General features: G+C 63.7%; 29 protein-coding genes and 2 pseudogenes. 28 read left to right on the top strand and 3 right to left on the bottom strand.

Going from position 1 to position 24,734, the window contains the following annotated elements:
- Window positions 1-9 precede the first annotated feature (9 nt).
- From L5G28_RS10135 to L5G28_RS10115, 5 genes are all read left to right on the top strand, one after another.
- On the top strand, window positions 10-1,137 hold the full coding sequence (locus L5G28_RS10135) for a cupin domain-containing protein (protein WP_308191971.1): 1,128 nt from the start codon (window positions 10-12) through the stop codon (window positions 1,135-1,137).
- Window positions 1,138-1,144: 7 nt separating this feature from the next.
- Entirely contained in the window at window positions 1,145-1,795 is a 651-nt protein-coding gene (locus tag L5G28_RS10130) for a flavodoxin family protein (RefSeq protein ID WP_237001430.1), read from the top strand.
- Between the two features lie 18 nt (window positions 1,796-1,813).
- Window positions 1,814-2,626, top strand: coding sequence for a DUF1275 family protein (locus tag L5G28_RS10125; protein ID WP_237001429.1), 813 nt, complete (start codon window positions 1,814-1,816; stop codon window positions 2,624-2,626).
- A gap of 54 nt (window positions 2,627-2,680) precedes the next feature.
- Window positions 2,681-4,105, top strand: a complete 1,425-nt coding sequence (locus L5G28_RS10120; RefSeq protein ID WP_237001428.1) for an MFS transporter — start codon at window positions 2,681-2,683, stop codon at window positions 4,103-4,105.
- Between the two features lie 61 nt (window positions 4,106-4,166).
- Window positions 4,167-5,390: an ATP-grasp domain-containing protein gene (locus L5G28_RS10115; RefSeq protein ID WP_237001427.1), complete on the top strand. Its 1,224-nt coding sequence runs from the start codon at window positions 4,167-4,169 to the stop codon at window positions 5,388-5,390.
- Window positions 5,391-5,450: 60 nt separating this feature from the next.
- Here the strand turns inward: L5G28_RS10115 and L5G28_RS10110 are convergent, their stop codons facing one another.
- On the bottom strand, window positions 5,451-6,806 hold the full coding sequence (locus tag L5G28_RS10110) for a ClC family H(+)/Cl(-) exchange transporter (protein WP_237001426.1): 1,356 nt from the start codon (window positions 6,804-6,806) through the stop codon (window positions 5,451-5,453).
- A 260-nt stretch (window positions 6,807-7,066) separates the two neighbouring features.
- On the opposite strand from L5G28_RS10110, the gene L5G28_RS10105 reads away from it, so the two are divergent.
- The 12 genes and pseudogenes from L5G28_RS10105 to L5G28_RS10050 all read left to right on the top strand — a co-directional run bounded on the left by L5G28_RS10105 (window position 7,067) and on the right by L5G28_RS10050 (window position 16,056).
- Window positions 7,067-8,113, top strand: coding sequence for a hypothetical protein (locus L5G28_RS10105; protein WP_237001425.1), 1,047 nt, complete (start codon window positions 7,067-7,069; stop codon window positions 8,111-8,113).
- A complete protein-coding gene (locus L5G28_RS10100; protein WP_237001424.1) occupies window positions 8,098-8,865 on the top strand; it encodes a hypothetical protein in 768 nt (255 codons plus the stop codon). The genes L5G28_RS10105 and L5G28_RS10100 overlap by 16 nt, the downstream gene beginning before the upstream one ends.
- 18 nt (window positions 8,866-8,883) lie before the next feature.
- Window positions 8,884-9,366 (top strand): hypothetical protein, encoded by a 483-nt coding sequence (locus L5G28_RS10095; protein WP_237001423.1) that lies wholly within the window; start codon window positions 8,884-8,886, stop codon window positions 9,364-9,366.
- Window positions 9,367-9,378: 12 nt separating this feature from the next.
- The gene (locus L5G28_RS10090) at window positions 9,379-11,034 is read left to right on the top strand and encodes an asparagine synthetase B family protein (RefSeq protein ID WP_237001422.1); all 1,656 of its coding nucleotides are present in this window, start codon (window positions 9,379-9,381) and stop codon (window positions 11,032-11,034) included.
- A complete protein-coding gene (locus L5G28_RS10085) occupies window positions 11,031-11,789 on the top strand; it encodes a hypothetical protein (protein ID WP_237001421.1) in 759 nt (252 codons plus the stop codon). Before L5G28_RS10090 ends, L5G28_RS10085 begins: the two co-directional genes overlap by 4 nt.
- Window positions 11,790-11,803: 14 nt before the next feature.
- Window positions 11,804-12,223 carry a hypothetical protein gene (locus L5G28_RS10080; protein WP_237001420.1) on the top strand — a complete coding sequence of 140 codons (420 nt, stop codon included), beginning with the start codon at window positions 11,804-11,806 and terminating at the stop codon, window positions 12,221-12,223.
- Between the two features lie 218 nt (window positions 12,224-12,441).
- Entirely contained in the window at window positions 12,442-13,131 is a 690-nt protein-coding gene (locus tag L5G28_RS10075; RefSeq protein ID WP_237001419.1) for an LGFP repeat-containing protein, read from the top strand.
- Window positions 13,132-13,385: 254 nt separating this feature from the next.
- Window positions 13,386-13,895: a hypothetical protein gene (locus L5G28_RS10070; RefSeq protein ID WP_237001418.1), complete on the top strand. Its 510-nt coding sequence runs from the start codon at window positions 13,386-13,388 to the stop codon at window positions 13,893-13,895.
- Window positions 13,896-14,000: 105 nt separating this feature from the next.
- On the top strand, window positions 14,001-14,498 hold the full coding sequence (locus L5G28_RS10065) for a hypothetical protein (protein WP_237001417.1): 498 nt from the start codon (window positions 14,001-14,003) through the stop codon (window positions 14,496-14,498).
- A 641-nt stretch (window positions 14,499-15,139) separates the two neighbouring features.
- Window positions 15,140-15,271 (top strand): annotated as a pseudogene (locus L5G28_RS10060) (aldehyde dehydrogenase family protein); the annotation flags it as partial.
- A complete protein-coding gene (locus tag L5G28_RS10055) occupies window positions 15,255-15,416 on the top strand; it encodes a fumarylacetoacetate hydrolase family protein (protein WP_308191970.1) in 162 nt (53 codons plus the stop codon). The pseudogene L5G28_RS10060 and the gene L5G28_RS10055, both read left to right, overlap by 17 nt.
- Before the next feature lie 192 nt (window positions 15,417-15,608).
- Window positions 15,609-16,056: pseudogene (locus L5G28_RS10050) on the top strand (flavin reductase family protein).
- 38 nt (window positions 16,057-16,094) lie between these two features.
- On the opposite strand, the gene L5G28_RS10045 reads toward L5G28_RS10050, so the two are convergent.
- On the bottom strand, window positions 16,095-16,481 hold the full coding sequence (locus tag L5G28_RS10045; protein ID WP_237001416.1) for a hypothetical protein: 387 nt from the start codon (window positions 16,479-16,481) through the stop codon (window positions 16,095-16,097).
- Window positions 16,482-16,934: 453 nt separating this feature from the next.
- Between L5G28_RS10045 and L5G28_RS10040 the strand changes: the two genes are divergently transcribed.
- The 5 genes from L5G28_RS10040 to L5G28_RS19430 are packed head-to-tail and all read left to right on the top strand — an operon-like array spanning window position 16,935 to window position 18,807.
- The gene (locus L5G28_RS10040) at window positions 16,935-17,327 is read left to right on the top strand and encodes a hypothetical protein (protein ID WP_237001415.1); all 393 of its coding nucleotides are present in this window, start codon (window positions 16,935-16,937) and stop codon (window positions 17,325-17,327) included.
- The gene (locus tag L5G28_RS10035) at window positions 17,324-18,076 is read left to right on the top strand and encodes an RES domain-containing protein (RefSeq protein WP_237001414.1); all 753 of its coding nucleotides are present in this window, start codon (window positions 17,324-17,326) and stop codon (window positions 18,074-18,076) included. The genes L5G28_RS10040 and L5G28_RS10035 overlap by 4 nt, the downstream gene beginning before the upstream one ends.
- Window positions 18,077-18,102: 26 nt before the next feature.
- Window positions 18,103-18,351, top strand: coding sequence for a helicase associated domain-containing protein (locus L5G28_RS19440; RefSeq protein ID WP_308191969.1), 249 nt, complete (start codon window positions 18,103-18,105; stop codon window positions 18,349-18,351).
- Window positions 18,352-18,354: 3 nt separating this feature from the next.
- Window positions 18,355-18,471: a helicase associated domain-containing protein gene (locus L5G28_RS19435; protein ID WP_308191968.1), complete on the top strand. Its 117-nt coding sequence runs from the start codon at window positions 18,355-18,357 to the stop codon at window positions 18,469-18,471.
- Window positions 18,472-18,807 carry a helicase associated domain-containing protein gene (locus tag L5G28_RS19430; protein ID WP_308191967.1) on the top strand — a complete coding sequence of 112 codons (336 nt, stop codon included), beginning with the start codon at window positions 18,472-18,474 and terminating at the stop codon, window positions 18,805-18,807.
- A gap of 824 nt (window positions 18,808-19,631) precedes the next feature.
- Here the strand turns inward: L5G28_RS19430 and L5G28_RS10025 are convergent.
- Entirely contained in the window at window positions 19,632-19,985 is a 354-nt protein-coding gene (locus tag L5G28_RS10025) for an Rv2640c family ArsR-like transcriptional regulator (RefSeq protein ID WP_237001413.1), read from the bottom strand.
- 101 nt (window positions 19,986-20,086) lie between these two features.
- Between L5G28_RS10025 and L5G28_RS10020 the strand changes: the two genes are divergently transcribed.
- From L5G28_RS10020 to L5G28_RS09995, 6 genes are all read left to right on the top strand, one after another.
- Entirely contained in the window at window positions 20,087-20,536 is a 450-nt protein-coding gene (locus L5G28_RS10020; protein ID WP_237001412.1) for an ArsI/CadI family heavy metal resistance metalloenzyme, read from the top strand.
- A gap of 110 nt (window positions 20,537-20,646) precedes the next feature.
- Window positions 20,647-21,030 carry an ArsR/SmtB family transcription factor gene (locus tag L5G28_RS10015; RefSeq protein ID WP_237001411.1) on the top strand — a complete coding sequence of 128 codons (384 nt, stop codon included), beginning with the start codon at window positions 20,647-20,649 and terminating at the stop codon, window positions 21,028-21,030.
- Complete coding sequence (gene arsB, locus L5G28_RS10010) at window positions 21,027-22,118, top strand: ACR3 family arsenite efflux transporter (protein WP_237001410.1); 1,092 nt, start codon at window positions 21,027-21,029, stop codon at window positions 22,116-22,118. The genes L5G28_RS10015 and arsB overlap by 4 nt, the downstream gene beginning before the upstream one ends.
- Window positions 22,115-22,525 carry an arsenate-mycothiol transferase ArsC gene (locus L5G28_RS10005; RefSeq protein WP_372477208.1) on the top strand — a complete coding sequence of 137 codons (411 nt, stop codon included), beginning with the start codon at window positions 22,115-22,117 and terminating at the stop codon, window positions 22,523-22,525. Before arsB ends, L5G28_RS10005 begins: the two co-directional genes overlap by 4 nt.
- Window positions 22,526-22,622: 97 nt before the next feature.
- The gene (locus L5G28_RS10000; protein ID WP_237001409.1) at window positions 22,623-23,537 is read left to right on the top strand and encodes an AraC family transcriptional regulator; all 915 of its coding nucleotides are present in this window, start codon (window positions 22,623-22,625) and stop codon (window positions 23,535-23,537) included.
- Window positions 23,538-23,721: 184 nt separating this feature from the next.
- Window positions 23,722-24,684, top strand: coding sequence for an alcohol dehydrogenase catalytic domain-containing protein (locus tag L5G28_RS09995; protein WP_237001408.1), 963 nt, complete (start codon window positions 23,722-23,724; stop codon window positions 24,682-24,684).
- The last annotated feature ends 50 nt before the right edge of the window (window positions 24,685-24,734 follow it).

The raw sequence follows: 24,734 nt of genomic DNA, 5'->3' as shown, positions 1-24,734 counted from the left end.
CAACACCGGCTGGCTCGACCTCGGGCCCCGCGACATCTGGCGGGACCGAGAGAACCCGGACATCATCGTCCCGCCGGATACCGATCACGGGACGATGGCGAACATGAAGTACTCGTTCTCCGACGCGCACCAGCGGTTGGAGCAGGGGGGGGTTGGGCACGCGAGGTCACCAACCGCGAGATCCCGGCGTCGACCGATGTCGCCGGAGTCAACATGGCTCTGGAGCCGGGCGCGTACCGAGAACTGCACTGGCATAAGGAAGCCGAGTGGGGCCTGGTTCTGGTCGGAAGCTGCCGGGTGACCGCGATCGACGAGCACGGACGTTCGTTCATCGACGACGTCAAGGCCGGCGACCTGTGGAACTTCGAGGCCGGCCTGCCGCACTCGATCCAGGGTCTCGAAGACGGTGTCGAATTCCTGCTGGTGTTCAGCGATCCCGACTTCTCCGAGAACTTCACCTTCCTCCTCTCGGACTGGTTCGCGCACACCCCGCAGGACGTGGTCGCGGCCAACCTGAGGAAGACCGTCGGCGAGATCAGCACGTTCCCGGCCAAGGAGAAGTACATCTTCGACGCCTCCCTGCCCGGGCCGATCGCTGAGGTCGACCGGCCGGTGGCGGCAGGCAAGGTTCCGTCGCCGTTCACCTTGCACATGGAGAACATCGAGCCGATCGAGTCCGAAGCCGGTCGCGTTCGGATCGTCGACGTCAACGCGTTCCCCGCCGCGAAGACGATCTCAGCGGCTTTCGTCGAGGTGGAACCGGGCGGCATGCGCGAACTGCACTGGCACCCCAAAGCCGCGGAATGGCAGTACTACATCCAGGGCAAGGCCCGGATGACCATCTTCGACTCCAACGGGTTGTCGCGCACGTTCGATTTCAGGGCGGGGGACGTCGGCATCGTGCCACTGGTCGCCGGCCACTATGTGCAGAACATCGGCGACGAGAAACTGATCTTCGTCGAGGTCTTCAAGGCGGCTGAGTACTCGGACATCTCCGCGAACAAGTGGCTCGCCTCGAACCCGGCGCAGATCGTCGCCGACCACCTCAATGTGTCGACCCAGTTCGTCGAATCGCTGCCGCGCGATGACAAACCCGCCCCCGTGATCTGGTACGACCAGTCGAAGATCGAGAAGTAGCCATCCGATGACTCGCATACTGCATGTGTATTCGAGCCTGTTCGGAGCCAACGCCGAGTTGGCACGTCTCGTCGAGGCCGCTCTCGAGCCCACGGGTTGCGAGGTGCGGAGTCGACGAGTGCGTGAGGTGGCGCTCGCCGAGGACGTACAGCCGTCGGCGACGAAGGATGACCTGGCCACTGCCGACGACCTCGCCTGGGCCGACGGATTCATCATCAGTTCGCCGTCGCACACCGGGTTGTTGTCGGCGTCGATCAAGGCGTTCATCGACGAGAACCATGACGCAGCGGTCGCCGGCGCATATCTGAACACGACGTTCACGGCGATGGCCACCTCTGCCTTCGCCCACGCCGGACAGGAGCGGGTGGTCGATGACCTGAACGCCGCGGGTGCTGCGTGGGGTTGCGTGCTCGTCCCGCCGAGCACCGCCGATCCGACGATGAACAAGTTGGACGGAAACCCGTACGGGCTCAGTTTCGTTCTCGAGCACGGCAAGATCCCGGACGCGGATACCGCCGCTGAAGTCCTCTCCGCCCATCTGACGCGTTTCGTGGCGGTGACTGAGGCGCTCGCGCCTCTGCGCTCCGCCGACAAGTCCGCAGTCCCGCCGGTACCGCCGAAGAACATCCCGCCGTCTGCGGCTGACGTCTTCAGCTGAGCCAACCGAGGAGTCACGATGTCAAGTCCCATTCCCTCACAGTCCCGAGTCATCCAGGACCACCCCGAGCGGATTCGCTTCCCCCTCATGGAGTTGCCGCTGGTCGGCTTTCTGCTCGCGTTCATGGCCGGCGCGATGAACGCCTGGACGCTGGCGAACGCCTCCACGTTCGCCACCGTGCAGTCGGGCAACGTCGTCTCCAGCGGATATTGGCTGGTGCAGGCCGACTGGGAGAAGTTCACCTTCCCGTTCGTCTCGGTCATCGCGTTCGGTCTCGGCTCAGCGGCCTGCGGTGTGCTGATGACCTCGCTCTTGCGCAACGGCCGGATCTTCACCACGGTCGTCCTCGTCGTGCAGGCGGCGGTGTTGGTCGTGCTCGGCGTCCTCGCGCTGACGATCGTCGGCAGCCGTGACGAGAGCGCCGCAATATTCGATCTGGCGACAGACCATCAGGACGCCGCCAAGTGGATCGCCGTCGCCATCAGCTTCGTCGCCGGAGCACAGGGCAACGCCTACCACAAGAACCACGGCATGCTCTACGGCAACGTCGCGGTCACGTTCGTGGTGCAGATGGCGTTCAACTTCTTGGTCCAGGGCATGTTCAAACGCGAAGGAATCAACGGCGAACCGAATCTGAAGTGGGCGGGAATCTTCTTCCTCACTCTGCTCGGGTTCGCGGGCGGCGGTGCGATCGGATTCCTCGCCGACAAGGAGATCACGAACGGTTCGTCGATCTTCATACCCGCGATCATCGCGGCAGTCCTCGCCATCATCTCGGTGCAGAGGAAGTTCCAGAACGTCGATCCGACTCCGGGCGGCACGTTCGCTTAAGACGACGAGTGGGCGGGCCTCTCCAGGCTCGCCCACTCTGTCGTGAAGGAGAGTATGACACCCCGAACCTTGACTCCCACCACCAGTCGCGAGCGCTACCTCGTTCTGCTGATGAGTGGTCTGCCGTTTCTCATGATGACCCTCGACGGCACGATCGTGAACGTCGCTCTCCCGTCGATCGCTCGAGAACTCGGCGCGTCGCTGCAGTCTCTGCAGTGGATCGTCAGCGCTTACATCCTGGTGATCGCGGGCTTCGTGCTCATGTCGGGCATGCTCGCCGACCGGTTCGGACGGCGGCGCATGCTGATCGTCGGGGTCTGCGTGTTCACTCTCGGGTCGGTCTTGTGCAGCATCACGGCGGATGAGACGTGGCTGATCGCCACCCGTGCTTTCCAAGCCATCGGCGCCGCGGTGATCTCACCGGCCGCATTATCGTTGGTCACCAACACCTTCACCGACAAGGCCGAACGAGCCAAGGCACTCGGGTGGTGGTCGGTGATCGCAAGTGTCGGGCTGGCGTTGGGGCCCATGCTCGGTGGCGTGCTGGTGCAGTCGATGGGGTGGCGGTCGATCTTCTGGGTGAACGTGATCCCCGGGATCATCGCGGTCGTCGTCCTGGTCGTCTGGGCACCGGAATCCCGGGCCGACAAGGTCAAGCCGTTCGACCCGGTCGGGCAGGTCGGCGTCGTCGCGTTCTTGTTGACGCTGGTGTTCGTCATCATTGAGAGCCCCCGGCTGGGGTGGACGTCGCCCGCGGTGTTGACCGCACTCGCTATCTGCGCGGTGAGTCTCATCGTTCTCGTCCTCTATGAGAGGACGAAGGCCGAAGCACTGATCCCGTTCTCGCTCTTCGGGAGTCGGGCCTTCACCACCTCGATCTTGACGCTGATGCTCGGTGTCCTCGGGTCTGGGGCCGTGCTGTTCACCGCCACCTTGTACCTGCAGAACTTCCGCGGTCTGAGCCCCATCGAAGCCGGGCTGTTCATTCTGCCGATGGCGCTCGCCTCTGCGGTGACCGCGCCCCTGTCAGGCAAGTTCGTCGCCGCGGGCAGAACTCGCGGCGTGCTGCTCGTCGCAGCGCTGCTGATCTCCGTCGCCGGGGTCGCGTTCTGGATCACCAGCGAGGTCGCGGTGACTGCGATGCTCGTCGCCTTCCTTCTGATGGGACTGGGGTTCGGCGCGCTCAACGATCCAGTGAACGTCGTCGCGATCTCCGAACTGCCCAACGACAAGGCCGGTCTCGCGGCGAGCCTCATCTCGATGGGGCGCCAGGTCGGTCAGGTTCTCGGTGTGGCGGTGGCCGGTGCTCTGCTCGCCAACGACCTCGGTGCCGACCTGAAGACCGGGTTCGAACATGCAGCGGTGCCGACGTGGATCCTGCTCATCGCCGCGGGCGCGATAATCTTCATGATCAACGTCGTCCCCCGACGGTCGCCTCCAGTCGCGGCTCGGCAGGACCGGGCCGGCGCGACTCTTTGATGGACTGGGCGCCACGATCGGACGCGGCGCCGTCGAAATGACCGACGAAAGGACCCTCCTCATGCCTCAGACCAACGGCGACCCCGCGCCGCCGAGCCCCGAAGCCGATCCCCGCGTTCTCGTGACGACCTCGCGGATGCCGTTCGCGGTGGACGAGATCCACAAGCTGGGTGCGAGCGGCCGCGACGTCGTAGCCGCAGACACGTTCTCCGCGGCGCCGGGCAGCCACTCGCGGGGCGCTCGACACCACGTGGTGGTGCCTGCTCCGACGCAGCAGACCGAAGAGTTCATCGGCGCGGTCGAGAAGGTCATCGACGAGCACCAGATCAACTGGTTGATCCCGATGTTCGAGGAGGTCTTCTATCTCGCCGCTCACCGCGACCGGTTGGCCGCCGGTCGCGGTGACCTCGAACAGTTCTTCCCGCCGTTGGAGACGCTGACCCGTGTGCACGACAAGGTCGCCTTCACCGAGCTGTGTCGGCAGTTCGGTCTCCCGGTGGCCGAGTCGATCACTGCGACGTCCGAGGCGGAGCTCGCTGAGGCAGTCCAGCGGTGGGACCACTGGTTCGCCCGCGCCGCGTACGGGCGGGGCGGTCTGGACATCCTCACCAATACCGGTCCATTGGCCGGCGACGGTGACCTCGCGGACATTCATCCGACACCTGAGGATCCGTGGCTCGTCCAGGAGTTCCTGACGGGTGTCAATCGTTGCAGCTGGAGCGTCGTCCACCACGGCGAGGTGGTGCTGCACTCGTGCTACGAGCATCCGTTGGCCATCGATGACCGCGGTGGAATCGTGTTCGAGTCGGTGGATTCCCCGGAGTCGCTGGCGACCGCGCAGCGGTTCGCGTCCGAGCTGAACTGGCACGGCCAGATCAGTTTCGACTACCTGGTCACCGATGACGGCGTGCACCACATGGTCGAATGCAATCCGCGTCCGACCGCCGGATGCACGTTGGCCACCGATGAAGAGTTCGACACCGCACTGTTCAACCCGAGCGGACTCGTCGTGGTGCCGCCCGGTCGCAAGAAGTCGATCCGTGCCGCGGTCCTGCGTGACATCCTCAAACATCCCCGTCACCTGCACAAAGACCTGTCGGCCGCACATCGTTCCGGCGGTGTGTACGAACGGCCGGGTGACGCGCTTCCGCTGCTGTACTCGGCGTTGTCGTTGCAGCACGTCCTGCATTACCGAAAAGAACTCGGTATCGATCGCAACAAGCGGGAACAGCTCATGGCGGCCCAGTTCTTCGACGTGTCCTGGGACGGCACGCCGATCGCCTGATCCAGGCTGCGGCCGTCGGCGCCGGGCTCCTCGACTGCCTCGGGGATCCCGGCCCCTCCGTCATGTGTTCCGGTCGGGCTCTGGTCCGTCGTCGTCGGTCGAGGCGGCAGTCGTGGGGGAGGGCACCGCGGACGCGAGCATCCGTTCGCGCAGCGAGTCGTAGATCGGTGGCGACCCGACGAGTTGGGCTACCAGTACTGCGGCGGCCGTGGCCGCCAGCATCGGCACGGTGACCGTGGTCGTCGCGGTCATCTCCATCACCAGCACCACACCGGTCACCGGGGCTCGCACCACCGCGCCGAACAACGCCGACATGCCGACGATAGCCATCGCGACCGTCAGCGACGGCTGCTGACCGGGCAACACCACGTCGGTGAGTGCCGCGAACAGCATGCCCCATAACGCGCCGACGGCAAGCAGCGGCGCGAACAGCCCGCCGGGGGTGGCCGCCGCGTACGACAGCGGCCCGGCCACGAACCGGATCAGGAACAGCGCAGCGACCAGCGGCAGCGCCAGGCCGCCGCCGTCGAGGACCTTCTGCGCGACGGTGTCTCCGCCTCCGGCGGTGAGCGGGTCTATCACCAGTAGCGCACCGATGATCGCCCCGGCTATCCCGGCTTTGACCACCGCGGGAACGTGACTGAAGCGGGCGACCAGATCGAGGGCCCCCAGAATCACGCGGTTGTACACGCCGCCCATCGCACCGGTGATCAGCCCGAAGACGATGAACACCGGGAGCAGCACGATCGACGGCGTGTCGACGGTTCCGACGTGGAAGTCGGAGCCGTCGCCGATCACCAGACGCGCACAGGCGACAGCCACCGCGACGGCGATCAGCGTCGGAACGACGATGCGCATCCGTACCGACTTGGCGACCTCTTCGAGCACGAACAATGCGCCACCGATGGGCGCGTTGAAGGCGACGGCTAGGCCGGCGCCGCCCACCGACGTCTGCATCTGCCGGACATCGTCGTCATCGAGGCCGCCCTTCCGTGCGGCCGCCGCGCCGACCGCGGCGCCCATGTGCACGGTCGGCCCTTCGCGTCCGAGCACGAGGCCTGCGCCGATGGCGATCAGACCGCCGACGAACTTCGCCGGCAGCAACAGCAGCGGGGGAGGGTCGGCTTCACCGCGTTGGACCGCCTCGACGTGTTGGATGCCGCTCCCGGATGCCAGCGGCATCACGTGCACGATCATCGCGGCGATCACCGCCCCTGCCGCGGTGACGCCTATCGGAATGAGCCAGCCGGGGCCCGGCAGCGTGTCGGCCCAATCCAACATGTCCACCCGCCACCGGTCGAGGTGGCTCAGACACCACCGGAACGCGCCACCGACGAACCCGATGATCACGCCGGCGACCGCGGCGACGATGCACAGCCTGACCAAGCCGGGGGAGAGGTTCTTCGAGACTGGCACCTGTTGAAATTACCGTGGATCCGGTGCGTACACAGCGAACTGGAGCACGGCAGTTCGGGCGTCCGCGTCCACGCATTCACGCATCACGCACTTGTACGAGCATGTTGGCTCCCGTTACGCAGGCGCGGAGCTGGCACGCAACCGATGCACCTCCATCCTCCCGGTAGTTGGACGGTCAGAATTCGCGAAACTCTCGTATAGTGATTCGAACGGAGGACACGCGACGGGAGCGGTGTCATAGCCGCAAAGGAGGAGCGTCGGTGATCTGTCCCCACTGCCGCGCCGACGTGCGTTATCGCGACCGACCCGATCACACCTGCAGCCAATGCAAACGCGAGTTCGCACTCGATCCGAAGACTGCGCCGTACAGGTTGCACGATCTCCGCGTCCTACGCCTGGCCGATAAGCTCAGCACTGACGCGCATCTACACTTCACTTACGAGCAACTACGCTATGCCGCGGGCAAGAGGACGCTCGAGACGAGCATCGAGTCTGGGTGGCGGATCGCCTTCTGGGGTACCGCCGGCGCCCTCTTGTTCCTGACGCTCACTCCGGGCCTGCCTCTGGCGCTGGCGGTCGGCCCTTCGGCGACCGACTTATCGGAAGGCACCCTGGTCACATGGCTGTTCACCGTATCCGCCTGTTTGATCGCGCTCAGCATGGTCATCAATGGGTTGCGTCGTCCATCGATGCTGCGGAATTACCGCATCGATATGGACGATTCGCTCGAGGACTTCGCGGCAACGGTTGAGGACCGCTGGCAGTCGGTCTACGGCACCACGATTCCCGGACTGGTCGACGAGCGTCGGGCAGGCATCGAACACGCGGCCTCGCCTCGCTATGCGGTCCTCTGTCCCAGTCGCAGCGTACTGGTCTGCCTCTCGTGGAACGGTATCGTGCGCGATCGCGACCTCATCCCCGTCTCGCATCCCGATCAGGTTCCGCCGAACATCCCGGTGCTGGTAATCCATGATGCGAGTCCGGAAGGTTTGGGTCTGGTCGCAGAGGCCCGACGACGTTTCGGTCCGCGCGCCGTCGATGTCGGCCTGTCGCCGCAGACTGCGATGTCTGCCGAGCCCCCGCGCCTGTGGCTACGTACGCCTACGTTGTCAAACGACGCTGCCGCGACGCTGCCCAGCGATCTGCCCGACGCCGAGCGCGCCTGGTTGGAGACCGGCTGGTGGACACCGGTCTCAGCAGTGCCGCCACGCAGACTGATCGCCGCCGTCAACCGGGCAATCGATCGTTTCGAGCCCGGTACCGCCGAAGCCCGGACCGTCGGATTCCTCACATGGCCTACCGTCTGACCAGCAGCCTGGTGCAGCGGGCCGCGGCCCACGCTGGCGCGCCAACGGGCCTGCGATTCACCGAACGTCAGCTGTACTACGAGGTCTGTCGACTGCTGCTGCCTGCGCATCACCTGCCGCGGCTGGTGCCGTTCACAGTGTTCCCACCGATCTCGATCGAGGCGTTCGAGGGTTGGTTACGACAATCCGATGACCTCCCCGGGCTTCTTACGCGACCAGGGAAGTCACCGACCGAGCCTGGCCGATCGACGCCGGAGGGCGACCTCTTCGACTACGCACTTCCCCGACTCCTCATCTGCCAGTCACATGCCATCGCTGACATGCTCCGGGTGAACGGTCTGCCGATGGAGTCCGCGTGCCCGGTGGTCAGTGTGGACGAGCTGCCGCTGGCCGCTGGACTTGTGCGCATGCTGGACGCGACCGCCGCGACCGGCGACGGCGCCCGCGTCTACGTGCTTCACGACGACTCTCCCGTCGGCCTCGGCCTGCCCGAGGCGATCGGTGAGCGGGCGGACCTCCCAGACTCCGCCACTATCGTGCCGATCGGGCTTCGACGGTCGCAGACCGCAGCCCTGCACCTGGCCCGGGCCGGTTGGCGTTCATCAAGTCCTGTCGAGATCGAGTCCGTCCCTCCCGCTGTACTACTGCGGAGCGTGCATCGCCTTGTCCGCGACGTCCACCGCCGCCGCGAACCGCTCGTCGACTTGCCGGCCGTCCGGGAGGCCGGCTTCCTCACCTGGCCCCAGCGATAGCAGAGCCGAAAGCGACCCATGACCACAGCACCGCACGAAATCACGTATATCGACGAACTTCTGGCCGACGGGACCGTATACCGCAGATACTCCGACCGACGCCAAGAATGGCGAAACCGGACTTCCAGCGGTGAGGTGCACTGGCGTGACGACCGCGGACAGTCGGGGGTCGACGTGGCGCTCGGCCGCAAGGTCGTCAAACGCACGTACGGCAACGGCGCCGTGATCTACGGGCGAGAGAACGGGTTCGGGCGCACTCTATGGAACGACGGCGTTCTGACGGTGAACAAGTCACGGCTCGGCGGTCGTCTGGGCGCCGCAGTCGCAGGTGTCGCGGGGGCTGGCCTGATCGGCGCGCTGATATACCCCCCGGATGCGCTGACTCCCGAGCAAGAGGCAGACCTGCAGGCAGACGGCGGGACGTCGCAAGGCAATGATTCAAGCGGCGACAGCTATTCGGATTGGGGAGGCGACGGGGACGACGGCGGCGACTTCGGTTGAAAGGAAACGACATTGGCTAGATTCAGCGTGATCGACGGTATACCGGCGCTCATCCCCGGCCCGGGTGTCGCGAACGGTCCTGTGAGCGTAGGCGACCTGACAGCTGTCGGCGAGGCGACGATATTCAATGCGCCGACCGTTCGCCACGGGCTTTCCACCGACGTGCCTGCCGACGTCACCGACACCGAACTCCTCCTGCGCGTCTACAACGAACGCGGCCTGGCGGGCATCGCCCAGGTTGAGGGGATGTTCGCAATGGCGGTCATCGACGGTCACGATCTCGTCCTGATTCGCGATCACGTCGGGGCCCGGACCGCGTTCTATGCGCGAACGGCACGCGGCTGGGACGTCTCCACCTCGATCCGCGATCTCGCCGGCCGACCCGGATGCGACCACGGGTTGAACGTTCGCGCAGTTCGGTCGTTCCTCACGTTCGCATATCTGCCGGGCGCGGAGACGTTCTTCCGCGGCGTCGCCGAAGCTCTTCCCGGACGCGCGCTGCGCCTGCGCCCAGACGGTGCGGTCGTGGAGGACACGTTCTGGGAGCCTGTCGAGGTCGACGATCCGCGAGACGCCCACCACCACATGCTCGGGTTGCGGGAACAGCTGGAAGAAGCCGTCGTTCGGCGTCTGCCCGCGGCGGAGCCGGTCGGCGTTCTGCTGTCCGGCGGAGTCGATTCCAGCCTCGTGACGGCACTCGCGGCCAAGCTGCACGACCATCCGGTGACCACGTACTCGATCGCGTTCGACACAGACGCACCGAACGAACTCGGCTATTCCGGTCTCGTCGCGGCCCACTGCGGGGTCGATCAGCACGTGCTGACTGTGCCCGGCGACGCAGTCGCCTCCCGTATGGCCGAGACTGTGGCACTGCTGGACTGTCCGGTAGGCGACCCGCTGACTGTTCCGAATCTGATGCTTGCCGAAGCTGCTACCGCACATGGACATTCGGTCATCTTGAACGGGGAGGGAGGCGATCCGGTGTTCGGAGGCCCCAAGAACCTGCCGATGTTGATCTTCGAGCTCTTCCGCCGGCAGCAGGGGACGGACGCTCGAGCGTCGGCGTACCTCGCAAGCTACCGCAAGTGCCTTGACGACATCCCCGCACTCCTGACGGCCGATGCGCTCGCCGAGCTCCGGGCGACGGCGCCCCCGACTGACGTTCTGATCCCGTACCTCCAGCGTGGAGCGATGCAGAGTCTGCTCAACCAACTGCTGCACACCAATCTGCGCACCAAAGGTGCTCACCACATCCTCACGAAGGTCGAGCGGTTAACGGCCGCCAGCGGCGTCGAAGGCCGGGCGCCGCTCTTTGACCGGGGCGTCATCGACTACGCGTTCACTGTGCCACCGAAGCAAAAGCTATACGGCACCAGCGAGAAATGGATTCTCAAAGAGGCTGTCCGAGACCTGCTGCCCGCCACGATCGTCGACCGACCGAAAAGCGGGATGCGGGTACCAGTACAGCAGTGGCTCGACGGACCGCTACGTGAACTGACGCACGACGTCCTCGACAGCCGGTCTGCGCGCGACCGAGGGCTACTCAACCCCGAGACCGTTCGCGCGTGGTTACGCAAGGACGGCGCACTGCTTCCGCGTCACGGCGGAAAACTATGGTTGGTACTGACATTGGAGATGTGGTTGCAGTCGTTCGAGGTTGGCCGATGAGCATCGAAACGGGCAGGGGAGAGGCGGCCATGAAGGTCGATGCTGACGCCGTCGACGAGGTGATCGACGTCGCCGACTTCACCGATGCCTCATACAATGTGGTGACGCCTGTACTGCGACTCGACGCCGCCGTCGCGCTTGCTGTCGTCTCGGCATTCGCGGGCGTCGTCGACCGGGGAAAGACGAGCGCTGCTGCCACGTCGCCCGACGAGGACGGAGTCACTCGGTCCCAGGTGTTCGAGGAAGGCGACGTCTACATGGTCGACAAACCGTTCGATGATTACGTCGCCGACAGATACATCATGGACTTCTACGATGTGACCGCCCGCGATCTCTGTTCGCGAATGCATGTGCACACCGGCCTCCGGTTCGTTCGGATCATGACGGGACCCGGTACACAGGTTCGGGTGAGTAGCTTGTCGCCGATTGTCGTGACCGATGTTCCCGGCGTCACCGACTTCCACCTCGACGCCTTCATCGACGACCTGCCAGACACCGACCCAGGTATGGAAAGGACTCGATACAACGTGGTCGTCCCGGAGTGCGCGTTCGTCGACATGCAGGTTCCGCGTGGTGTGAGTCACCAATTCAACGCGATCGGTCCGCACGCAGTCATCGATTCGGTGCATCCGGAGGAGTCGATCGAGGTGTTTCGCGAGTCCATGTCCGGTTATCGGATGATGGCTCAGACACAGTTCCTCGCGGACCGCCTGCCCAGCTCGGCGGCATGTGTGGTCGACCGACCGAAAGCATAGAACAGGGCAAGCGTGTGGATTACTACGAGATCTTTGAGTTTGCCGCTGCTTATGCAATCGATGTCCCTCCAGAACCTGAGTCAGACGAGGATACACCCTCGACGATATTCGATATCGATGAAATAATCCCCGGAGTCCTTGTTGGCAGGTTTGGCGCCCACGCGATAACGCGTGATTTCGCTGACGAGATCCGCGGGTATAGTTTTTCCGGCTATCGCTTAGGCAACGCGTCCGCACGGATATCAAAACCCGCCAGCAGATGTGACTTTCCAATCCCTGAGTTGAATCTTCTGATCGTGTACGGAACGCCCATGGTTGACGACTTTTCAGTGAATGAATGGGGCGACCTAGTAGTCTCGCAGAGCGTATTCGATATTCTCGCCGCTCGAGACAGATTTGTGTTGGAGGGCTCCTCGAAGATCGAGCCGAGGTAAAGTGCCTCCCGGTAGCCGCTAAGTGCTGTAGGTGGCCGACGTCGGCGGCTTATGGGTCAACCGATACAACCACCGCAGGCTGCACGGTAGCCTCGGAATGGTCAGCCGGGCGCCACTCACTGTGGCACCGTCGATGCTGTACATCGTGCACACAACGGAACGACGAAGACTCCTGAGCCGAACGCGGAAGCGTTCTGACAGCGAGCTGGAAGGACTTCATGAGGAGCACTGCGGGCGGTCGGACAATCGCCGTGATCATCGGAGCGGCGGCGGTAGCGTTGGTCGGCAGCGGATGCGGCAACGACACCACTGACGATGCCCCGCGCACCTCGGCGACGACGTCTGCCGAGGTCCCGGTATCTAATTCATCCACCACCGACTCATCCGCCCCGGCGTCAGACGACTCCGCCGCGGGATCCGCGCCGACGTCCCCGGAGGCGTCGGGCGTCGCGCAGAAGTCGAAGGTGACTGTGGAGGGGGAACGCGGTGTCGATGTGACGATGACGGGACCGATCGCAGCGCGCTACTCGGCCACGACACCGGCGGAGAAGAAGATTCTCGGGCTCCCGCTCACCGGCTCGCGCAACGCAGGCACTCGTGACAGCGGCGTCGTCTTCCAGCAGTTCCACGGCGGTGTGATCACGGCGAAGAACAATAGTCCCGACACACCGGCGTATATGACCTACGGCAAGATCCGCGACGCGTGGAACGTCGAACGTGATGAGAAGGGCGTCCCGACCCTCGTCGGGACGAACGGATCGGCAGGTCCACTGGGGCCCGTCACCAGCAACGAGGCAACACGAGGTCACGTACAGAAGACGCTCTTCGAGCACGGCTCCATCACGTACGACACCAAGACCGACAAAGTCACCGTGACTGTGAACGGGAAGGTCGTTCCGGCGGAGTGACGTTTCAGGTGGCAGTTACGCACTGATCGTGAACACGAGCCCGCGGAACCTCCGTATAATCTGACTGAGAGACAACGACAAAATCACCTTTCGCTAATACGCATAGCGTCGGACACAGGACGCCGTCTTCTGGAACCCCCGGACTATCGCGAGATATACCAAGGTCACTCAACGTGGCAGATTCCGTGATTCGAAATTCGGGGAAGGAGACCTCCGAAAATTGTTCTAGGATTGTCTAAAGATAGCGTCGACACGTGGATTCCAACTGCCCAGAACCCGGACCTATCATGAGAAACAACTACGACGGAGATGGGTTTAGAATAGTGACCTACTATAAAGTCGACGGATCGGCGAACGCACACGTAGAAGAAATAGAATTCGATAATAACGGGATCGCGGTTGCGGCGGAATTCTATTTCGACTACACAAAAACCCGCGAGGTTATGGGTAGATACGGAATATTTGGAGTTACTCGTTCTCTTTTTGAGTTACTAGTAGTAAAAGGATTTACCGGGTTTCACGCAGGCCGTGTCAAATCGATGACGTGGCCGTATGTTGATCATTCTGACTATATTCAGTTGCCTGATATTATCCTTCTCATCGTTACTGGTTCCCCCATGGTCGACGATATAGCACTGAATGCCCGGCAAGAACTGGTAGTATCTGATCGTGTTTACGAAATAATTGAAGCTAGGGATCCTGGCATCGCTGCGACCGCAAGCGAACTAGATTCCAGCGGCCGAAGTATCGATAGTCTAATGTAATCGGCGGCATTGATGCTTGTCGATCCATTTGGCTTGTCAGATTCAATGCGAACTGCCGAAGTTGGACCCCAATATAGCGCGCACCACCTGCACGAGTTGGTGACAATGGTTAAGTTCTTGAAACTCAACTGGAGGTTGCAGATAGTGAGTTACTATCGAGTTCGGGAATCATCGAATGCTCACGTAGAGCCGGTAGAATTCGACGAGGATCAGAATCCAACGGCCGCAGAGTTCTACTTTGATTACACTATAAACAGGGAAATAATAGGGCGGTACGGATATTTCGCTGCCACTCGTGGCCTTGCGGAAGTCTTCCAGAATAATGGGTTCACTGGAGTCGAATTTGGTCGCGCTGACTCACTTATTTGGCATGGACCGTTGCTTGAGGACGAGGTTACACTGCCTGATATCGTCCTACTGAGGATCGTAGGGAGATTCATGAAGGATGATTTATCGTTGAACCGGATTGATCAACTGGTTGTCTCAGAGCCCGTATACCGCAAGTTGATTACTCGGGATCCTGAAACTATTAAGGTTTCAAGGGAGCTCAGCGCAGATGGAAAGCCTATATTGAGCCCCGGTGTGGAGTTGCGCGACGATTGAGGCAATGGCGGAACCGGACACGAGCGTCAACACAGCGCCTCAGCCCTAACACTTTCGTCACGGTGACGTTTATGGGATTGGCGTCTAGCGCTGTTTCCGAACACGAGGAAGCGGGGAGACGAATAAACAGAACGACAATCGTGTGCTCTAGTCCCAAACACCGTCTAACGCAGAGCATGTCGTTGCAACAGCAACGGATCAATTAATCGGCTATGACGATTCCCCTGTGTCGGCGGCTGCCAAATCGACGATCCGCCAAGTGGATTGGCAAACTTCGCCACGTAGGCTGGTAATTCGCCAACTAGGATGGCAAACAACAGCGGACCTGTCTTACGCTGCACTCGCAGTGTGCCCGGTCGGCCGATAATATACATTATGTCATGTAAAGCACTGGGTATTGCATCAGATGCATCAATCTGCCCACTCCTCCAACCTCGCCACGGCCAGGACCAACACGACTGCCGCACAGTGACATTGGGAGCATCAGAGGTTCCGTGAACGTCCCGAGAGCCTAAGCCTGTGACGTGGCAACCAACCAGTCCACAACTCGTTGACCTGGGGTCTTGACTGATGATGCATCAGATGAATGATGGATGCATCAGATGAGACACGGCCTGGAGGTGCCGATCGGTGCCTACCCGACCGAGGTGTTCGGACCGGTTGTCGTTGTGGTCCGGGTGGAGACCCTGGACGAAGCCCTGCAATTGATCCACGACCATCCGTACGGAAACGAGGCGTCGATCTTCACCAATTCCGGTGGCGCCGCCCGACGTAGTCGCCACCGGAACCCCCGGCGGAGTCGGGATCGGGATGAACCCCCAACGATTTCTCACCCCCGGCGACGAGGCCGAGGTCGAGATTGAGGGCATCGGCGTGCTGCGTAATCCCATCGTCGCCCGCGACCAGATCGACACCTGATCGGACCACTCGCCCAAGGCAGCTGCGCCCCCGACGCGAGACTCTGGAGAGCCGAACGATCCGGACCCTGGAGACGACTACCGCCTCGGCCGGGCCGGTACGTCAAGTCGACCGGCTCTACACGACAACACTGCTCGGTCGAGAGATCACCGGCTGATCGATCATCGAAGTTCGAAGTCAAGGAACCCAAAGATGACAAGCACAGAACCTAAGGTGCAAGCCTCGTTCAGGGCGGTGATGGCCAGCGTGGCCACCCCGGCCTCAGTGGTCACCGCGATCTCCGGTGGTCTGCCCTACGGCACCACTGTCAGCGCGTTCGCCTCGCTGTCGATGAACTCTGGAATTGGTCCGGGAGTCGGGAAGGTTCGGCCTGAACATCCTCGGCGCCGACCAATCGACCACCGCACTTTCGTTCGCCAAGAATGGCGGAGTGGGAAAGTTCCACGGCACCCGCTGGGAACTCGACCACGGTCTGCCCCGGATCATCGGTGCCCCAGAGTGGATCGCCTGCACGGTCGCCGACCTGGTCGACGGCAGCGACCACATCATCGCGCTCCGCAACGTCGACGCCACCGAATTGGTCGACGGCAGGCCACTCGCCTATCACCGCCGACAGTTCGGAACCCACAGCCCGCACTAGGCCGGCCACCTGAACCCGGCTCCGCCGGTGACGCGGTCTCACCTGCCATTCTCCCCGATAAGACCGTTCGTCTCGAGCGACCGTATCCGCTCGGAGATGGCGGTGCCTTGGCCGCGGTGATAGGCCGCAGCGCGATCGTCTCGCCGAATGACGCTGTCCTGGAACGCCAGCTCTTGGCGTGTCGCCAGGCGGGTGATCGCGGCGTTGAACCATTCGATCAACGTGCGACGTGCCGCGCGTGCGCGGAGGTCGTTGTTGTCGCGGGCGAGCCGATCGGCGATGTCGGTGACACGATCGGTGGAGGTGGCCAGCTGGCCGAGCGAGCGGTTCAGACTACTCGAGTGAAACGATTCGGGCGCGCGCGGCGTGCAGCTCGGCGTAGAGGGCGCGCTCGGCTTCAGTGCCTGCAGGCTGAGACACGGCATCGTCACGTGGATAGCCGCGCATCACACGGTCCTCCGTTCACAGCCGAAACAGCGCCTCACGCCTCGCGCCTATCCAGGATCACTGACATCTCAACATGATCGCGGCCCGCCCACATCGAACTTACGTTCAGACGAACTCGCGAAATGTCGCCGAAGTGGCTGGCGTACAACTGATCCTGGAGAAACTACTGGCCCGGCACGTCGTTGCTGACCCCATTGAGGACGTCACGTCGGCGCGGACTACCGGGGCCGTGCACGGCGACGTACCGGTGCAGATGAGCGACACCTCATCGAATGAGCTGGTCACGGTCACAGTGTGCCCGCCGACGCGAACATCCCGACCACCCACCCAACGTTCCTCGCTTCCCCATCGTCGTGGATTTGGTGTCATGCCGCTCGGGGTCTAGCTGTCATATAGTGTGGGATCTATACTGGTATCGAGAGGTGATCACCATGACAGCAGCACATCCCCGGCCGGATCTAGCGGCCTACTCCGAGGCGGCTCGCATGTCGCAGCCCGAACTGGTGGCTGCGTTGCGAGATCTGCTCGGCGCGCGGCTGGTCGCCTACCTGGGTCGGGTGAGCGAGACGCGGGCGGTTCGGCAATGGGCTGATGGCACCCGCACCATCGCCAACCCCGAGGACGTCGAAAGGCTCCGGATCGCCTACCGCGCCGCCCGGCTGATCACCGAACGCGACACCCCGGCCGTCGCCCAAGCCTGGTTCCAGGGCCTCAACCCAGTCCTCGACGACCGGGCGCCGGCGTTGCTGTTGCGCGACGGCGAGCTCGTCGACGTCGGCCCCCAGGTGCTCAATGCTGCCCGCCAGTTCGCTGCGGTGGGATGAACCAACCCCGCACTTTGACGATCGGCACCCCGCACGGCCCGATCGCCGCCGCCGTCCATGCCGCCACGCCGATCTATCGAGTCAGGTACGCGCCCAGTCCGTGGGAGTGGACACCGTGGGAGTACGCCACCGACGGCCGCTTCGCCGGCCGCTGGGACGACCCCGACGGCATGTGGCGCACCCTGTACTGCGCCGACTCTCCCCTGGCCTGCTACCTCGAAGTCCTCGCCTTCGCCCGACCCAGCCCGCAGCTGATCGCCGAGCTCGACGACATCGTCGTCGACGAGGAGGACGAGCAGGACTACCCCACGCTGCTGCCCGGGCGCGTCCCGCGATCGTGGTGCGAGGCACGGATGCTCGGCCACGGCACCTTGACCGGACGGTTCGCGGTGCCCGCCGACCCGGACAGCCTCGCCACCCTGCGGACGGTCTTTCGCCCGCTGGCCATCCGCTACGGACTCGATGACCTCGACACGGCGGCCCTGCGGGACGGACGGCCCCGCGGACTCACCCAAGCCATCTCCCGCTGGATCTACGCCCTCACCGACCACGGGCACCCAGCGGTCGACGGGATCGAGTTCGACTCCCGCCACGGCGACCAGCTGCGCATGTGGGCGCTCTACGAACGCGCCGCCGACCCCGACATCAGCCCACACATCGACATTCTCGACCACTCCCCTATCGACCCCGCGGATCCACAACTGGCCCGCGCCCTGACACTCCTCGGACTCGAGTGGACCCGCTCGTAGACCGGACCGAAACAGACTGTGAGGCAATGCCAAGCGAGGACGAGTCAGGTTCGAGCAAACGTGGTGGTGCCTACGATCGACTCTTCGAGGCCGGGATCGAGCACCTACACCGGTACGTTGCCGAACATGGTTCGAGCTCGCCGCCCCGCGGCGTGACGATCAACGGTTTCCTGCTCGGGGCCTGGGTCGACAGTCGGCGTACCGACTACCGGCTGGGCCGCCTGTCCGCCGAGCGGGTCGCGCGACTCGAGTCCGAATTCCCGGACTGGCAGTAGAACGTGCGTGACGCCATGTCCGAGACCGGGCTGGCGCACTTCCGCCGCTACGTCGCCGTGCACGGAACCAGCTATATCCGTCAACACGAAGTCTTCGACGGATTCCCGCTCGGGCAGTGAGTGACCAATCGCCGCACCGACTACCGCGTCGGGCGGCTCTCGGCCGAGCGGATCGCGCTGTTCGAGAACGAGTTCCCGGACTGGCAGTGGAGAAAACAGGACGCGGCATTCGCTGTCGCGTTCGAGACCGGACTGGCGCATCTGCACCGCTACGTCGCCGCCCACGGGACGAGCAACGCCCGCCGGCGCGACGTGATCGACGGATTCCCGATCGGCACCTGGGTCGCTTCCCGTCGCGCCGACTACTACAAAGGCCGACTGACCGCTGAGCGGATGATCCGCCGCCTCGAAACGGAGTTCCCCGACTGGCAGTGGACCGTACGAGGCCGCTCCTAACCGGACAGAAGACCGCCGGGTTGAGGCAACGGATTCAAAACCCGTCCAGTGTCAGTTCGAGTCTGACCGGGGCACCAGAAACCCTTGTTCACAGGTAGTGAGCTTGTCTTCGGGCTTCCTATGCTTTCTGCGACGCATGGCAGTGCATGACAGTGGGGGTCCCCGCCCGCTCTCCGCAAAGGCGCCTGCGCCGACATGGCATTAGGCGGTGGCGGGGGCACATCGCAGTCCGGAGCAGCGCTATACGCCTGTCGGAGGTGAACCGGTACGACCACACCTCGCCGGGGGCGGATTCCTGCGCACGTGACCGCTGCGCTCGACGAGTAACATCGGTAGCGCTCGAAGCCCCTGATGTCGACGACGCGTGAAGACTGGCCCCCGGGCGGCGGCGCCGGAAAGGGGTCAGATTTCACCCGCCGTTGACATCTACCACAACTGGCCGTGATCAGAACCAGCTCTGGGCACCGACGAACGACCACAGCCGAACTACTCGGCGTCTCCCAGCCATTGTCCTGGCACCACGATGTGACCGTTCTGAACCGTCTTCCCGTCGCCACCCCGGCTTCAGCAATCACAGTGCTTGGCGCCGAAGGCCGACACCTCCTCGACGATCTCACCGGATATGTCCAAGCCATCGGCGAAGCCGTCGTCGCCCCTCCTCGGAGGGGACAAGAACAAGCTAATGGCGACCCTGGAAAACGCCATTAGCGCCGTCGCCCCTTGCGGCCGGGAGGGAGCGGGGCCGCCGGGTCACAGACCTCGCCGTCAGCGCTGTCCAGGGTCAGCCGACGATGCCCGTCCCCACTACCCCACGCAACTACCGGTCAGCAGCAGGTCGCGAGAACGCCCCGCAGCGCCTCCAGGTTCGCCGGTACGGCACGGTACAGAATGTTCACGCCACGCCGAGTGGACACGACCAACCCGGCCGAACGAAGTTGGCTGAGGTGATGGGACGCCGTCCCGCCGGATACGCCTACCGCACCAGCTAGTTCACTGGCCGCTATCTCTCCACCCCCGGCGCCCATGAGTAGCGCCATCAGTTGGATCCGGACAGGATCGGCCAGAGCCTTCAACCGTAGCGCCAACTCGACGGCGTCCCCGTCGGCCATCGGCCCGGACCCCAGGGGCGCACAACAGATCGGGGCACTGACATCAATCACAGGCAAGGACTTGGGCATGCACCCACAATACTCGAAGCCTTTGACATACATCGAAGGGTTGGGTAGAACAGGAACCGCGCCACACTTCGATATTCATCAAACCCTCACGGAGGTTCCCCATGTCACGCGTCCAGCTCGCCCTCAACGTCGACGACCTGCAAGCGTCGATCGAGTTCTACAGCAAGCTCTTCAACACCACTCCCGCCAAGACCAAACCCGGGTACGCGAACTTCGCGATCGCAGAACCTCCCTTGAAACTGGTGCTTCTGGAGAATCCCGGACAGGGCGGCAGCATCAACCACCTCGGCATCGAGGTCGAGTCCAGCGAGACGGTGCACCGGGAGATCGCCCGATTGAGCAGCGAGGGCCTGTTCACCGAGAAGCAAATCAACACGACCTGCTGCTTCGCCACGCAGGACAAAGTCTGGGTCGGTGCCCCCGACGCTGAGCGCTGGGAGGTGTACACCGTGCTCTCCGACTCGGAGGACTTCGGTGAGGCACCTGCGCTCCTCGACGGACCGACGACGGCCAACACCGAATCGGCCGCACCCTGTTGCACCCCGAACTGATCCAGCCCACCCCTGGCCCCCAGGTGTCGCGAACCGCAAGGCAGACGACACCTGGGATTCGGCGAAGCCATCCGTTTGCTACGCGATTCGATATACGTCAATATTGATGAATGTCTAATCCAAAACCCATGGGGATCCGTGAGGTGACAGCGCAGCGGTGCTCGCCCCTGGTTCGCGATCCGTTGTCGGTCGATCAGGCCGACCAGGTGTCGTCGGTGTTCAAGGCACTCGCCGACCCTGTTCGGCTGCGACTGTTCAGCCTGATCGCCAGCCACGCCGGTGGCGAAGCATGCGTCTGCGACATCTCCCCCGCCGTCGACGTCTCACAGCCGACCATCTCGCACCACCTCAAGGTCCTCAAAGCCGCCGGCCTCCTGGAATCCGAGCGCCGTGCATCGTGGGTGCATTATCGCGTCATCCCCGAATCCCTGGCAATGCTCACCGCTATCCTCGCGCCGGCTCAGGACACCCTCACTGCCGAAAGCCCGTCATGAACACCCCCACCGATGAGAATGTCGTCGGCAGACTCTCCACACTCGACCGCTTCCTACCGATCTGGATCGGCGTGGCGATGCTCGTCGGGCTGCTGTTGGGTCGCGCGATCCCAGGCCTCAACACCGCCATCGAAAGCATCCAGATCGACGGAATCTCCCTCCCTATCGCGCTCGGGTTGCTAATCATGATGTACCCGGTCCTGGCGAAAGTCCGCTACGACCGCCTCGACACGGTCACCGGCGACCGCAAGCTTCTCATCGGATCACTCGTCTTGAACTGGGTCATCGGCCCGGCGCTGATGTTCACTCTCGCCTGGTTGATGCTGCCGGACCTGCCCGAGTACCGGACCGGCCTGATTATTGTCGGTCTCGCACGTTGCATCGCGATGGTCATCATCTGGAACGACCTCGCCTGCGGAGACCGCGAAGCCGCCGCCGTTCTGGTTGCGATCAACTCGGTGTTCCAGATCATCATGTTCGCCGTCCTCGGCTGGTTCTATCTGTCGGTCCTGCCCGGCTGGCTCGGCCTCGAGCAGACCACGATCGATGCCTCGCCCTGGCAGATCGCGAAGTCAGTCCTGATCTTCCTCGGCATTCCACTCGTGGCCGGCTACCTCTCCCGGCGGATCGGCGAACGCACCAAAGGCCGCGACTGGTACGAACAATCGTTCATTCCCAAGATCGGCCCCTGGGCCCTCTACGGACTCCTGTTCACCATCGTGATCCTGTTCTCCCTGCAAGGGGACCAGATCGCATCCAAGCCGTGGGACGTCGTGCGAATCGCACTCCCCCTGCTGGCCTACTTCGCCGTCATGTGGGGCGGCGGTTACCTGCTCGGTGCAGCAATGCGCCTGGGCTACGCCCGGACCACCACACTCGCGTTCACCGCGGCCGGCAACAATTTCGAACTCGCGATCGCAGTCGCCATCGGCACCTACGGCGCCACCTCCGGCCAGGCGCTCGCGGGCGTCGTCGGACCGCTCATCGAAGTACCGGTTCTCGTCGCCCTCGTCTACGTCTCACTCGCGCTGCGGAGACGCTTCCCGATCACCGCCGCCCCGACGACAGCCGCAAGGAACGTCCGGTGACACGTCCGTCGGTCCTCTTCGTCTGCGTCAAGAACGGCGGCAAGTCCCAAATGGCCGCCGGGCTCATGACGCACGTCGCCGGCGCCACCGTCGAAGTCCACTCGGCGGGCACTCGACCCGGCACCGCGGTCAATGCACTGTCCGCCGAGTCGTTACGTGAGATCGGCATCGACATCATCGGCGAAGTACCGAAGCCGATCGACCCCGATGTACTCCACCGCGTCGACCTCGTCGTCACGCTCGGCCGAGAGGCGGTCGTCGACCGGCCCGGAGTCCGAGTCGTCAACTGGGACACCGACGAGCCGTCCGAACGCGGCATCGACGGAATCGAACGCATGCGGCTCGTACGCGACGACATCGCCGCCCGCGTGCGACTACTCGCTACCGAACTGCTCACCGACGTCTGAGCCGAGTCGGCACTCGATCTCGCCGCGAGCGAGCAGACGAAGCCCGATTGCCATACCGATAGACTCGATGCCGTACCCCGTTCACAGGAGACGCACGATGCGCGACGCGGCTGACGCAGTGGAGACATTGCGGCGCGCAGTGTTGGACCTGACACCCGACGCCGTCGATGTTCACCCCCTGATGCCCGGACTCGCCGTCTACCGGGGCGAGCGTGGCACGGTGCGGATGCCGAGCCTGGAGCGACCGTACGTAATGTTCGTGCTCGTCGGTACGTTGGCCCTGCACCAACTGGGCGCCGTCCGACAGTTCGAAGCCGGAAACTACGTCGTATCCGAGGTCCAGACGCCGACAATGGCCGACGCAACAGACTCGTGGCTCGCGCTGATTGTCGACTTCTCCATCGACGAGATCGGCTCTGTGCTCCTCGAGCTGGACGAGGGACCCACCGGCGGCGGTCCGTCAGGCGACGCGTCGCCTGACGGAGATGCGCAACTGCTGGACGCCCTAGCTCGACTCGTCAAGGTCAGCACGCAAACGGACAGCACGTTCATGTCCAAACACCTGCGCCGCGAGATCGTCTATCGACTCTTGATCGGCCGCCACGGTCACGCAGTCGCCGGCACCGTCGTCAACCTGCACGGTGCGTCCGACATCTACCACGTCAACAGCTGGATCAAGCAGAACTACCGGCAGTCGTTCACGGTCGACGAACTCGCGCGTGCGAGTGGGTTGAGCCCGTCGGCCTTTCACCGGAAGTTCCGGAGCGCCGTCCAGATGGGCCCGTTGCAATGCCAGAAGGTGTTGCGGCTCAGCGAAGCTCGTCGGATGTTGCTCGAAGGTACTAGCAGTGTCGCCGACGCGGCCGTCTACGTCGGATACGAGAGCGTCTCCCAGTTCACGCGCGAGTACAAGCGAGAGTTCGGCAGCCCGCCACGCCAGGATCTCGCCCGCGTCCAGGAGCGTTTGCGTGAGATCGCCCAGCGGGACGACCCGGTACCGCCCGCCGATTGAGTGGCTGACTGACTGACTGACGGCAGGGACCGGTCACGACGAGAATGGCGCGGCGGCACTATCAGGCAGATTTCGGCCATGATCGGGCAACCCGCCGGCGGTGCCGGGCTGCGACGGTGTACTCACCGGCCGCACGGTCGGCTCAACTCGCGCGCGGTGCGCGATGGAGCACGAGGAGATTTCGGTGACGAGCAAGACGATGAAGGCTGTCCATGTTCCCGCGGTGGGACAGGCATTGGAGCTCATCAGCGTTCCGGTTCCCGAACCGGACGACGAGCAGGTGCGGATCAAGGTCGAGGCGTGCGGCGTGTGCCATGGCGAGGCGAAGATCGTCGACGGGTGGGCATCGTCGTACCCGAGAATCCCCGGCCACGAGGTCGTCGGTGTGATCGATTCCGTCGGCGCCGGGGTCGACGGGTGGCAACCCGGCCAGCGCGTCGGCGTCGGCTGGCATGCGGGCCACGGCGAGACGACCGGCATGACGATCGACGGCGGCTACGCCGAATACATGACGGCCTACCAGGACAGTGTGGTCGCGATCCCTGACGGCATCAGCCCGGAGGAAGCCGCACCGATCTTGTGTGCGGGCGAGACCGTCTTCAGCGCTTTGAAGAACAGCAAGGCACGCATCGGCGACCTCGTCGCCGTCTCCGGCATCGGTGGCCTGGGCCACCTCGCCGTGCAGTACGCCGCGAAGGCCGGATACGAAGTCGTGGCGATCTCTCGCGGCACGGATAAGGCCGACCTCGCGCGCGACCTCGGCGCCCACCATTACATCGACGCTGCGGCCGACGACGTCGCCGAGCGCCTGACCGAGCTCGGCGGGGCCACCGTCATCATCGCGACCGCCCCGCACGCCGACGTCATCAATCCCCTGCTGGGTGGTCTGGCCACCGGCGGCGAGCTGGTCCTCGCCGCCGTCTCCGATGACCCGATCGGCTGGTCCGCACTCGACTTCCTCGGTGGGCAAGCAACGGTCAAGGGCACCTTCACCGAGGCGGACTCGATGGCAGATGCGATCAAGTTCAGCATCCTCACCGGCGCCCGGCCGGTCATCGAGGTGTTCCCGTTGGAGAAGGCGCCCGAAGCCTACGACAAGATGATGGCGGCGACCGTGCACTTCCGTGCAGTTCTCAAGGTGTCATGACGTCGAGCCTGCGAATAGCCACGCGATCGTTCGCCTGCGACGATCTCTGA

Origin of the sequence: Gordonia liuliyuniae (genome assembly GCF_021739025.1) — a bacterium.
Classification (GTDB): Bacteria; Actinomycetota; Actinomycetes; order Mycobacteriales; family Mycobacteriaceae; genus Gordonia; species Gordonia liuliyuniae.
The sequence above is the reverse complement of the archived record's forward strand: the minus strand, read 5'-3'. Positions and strand labels throughout refer to the sequence as shown.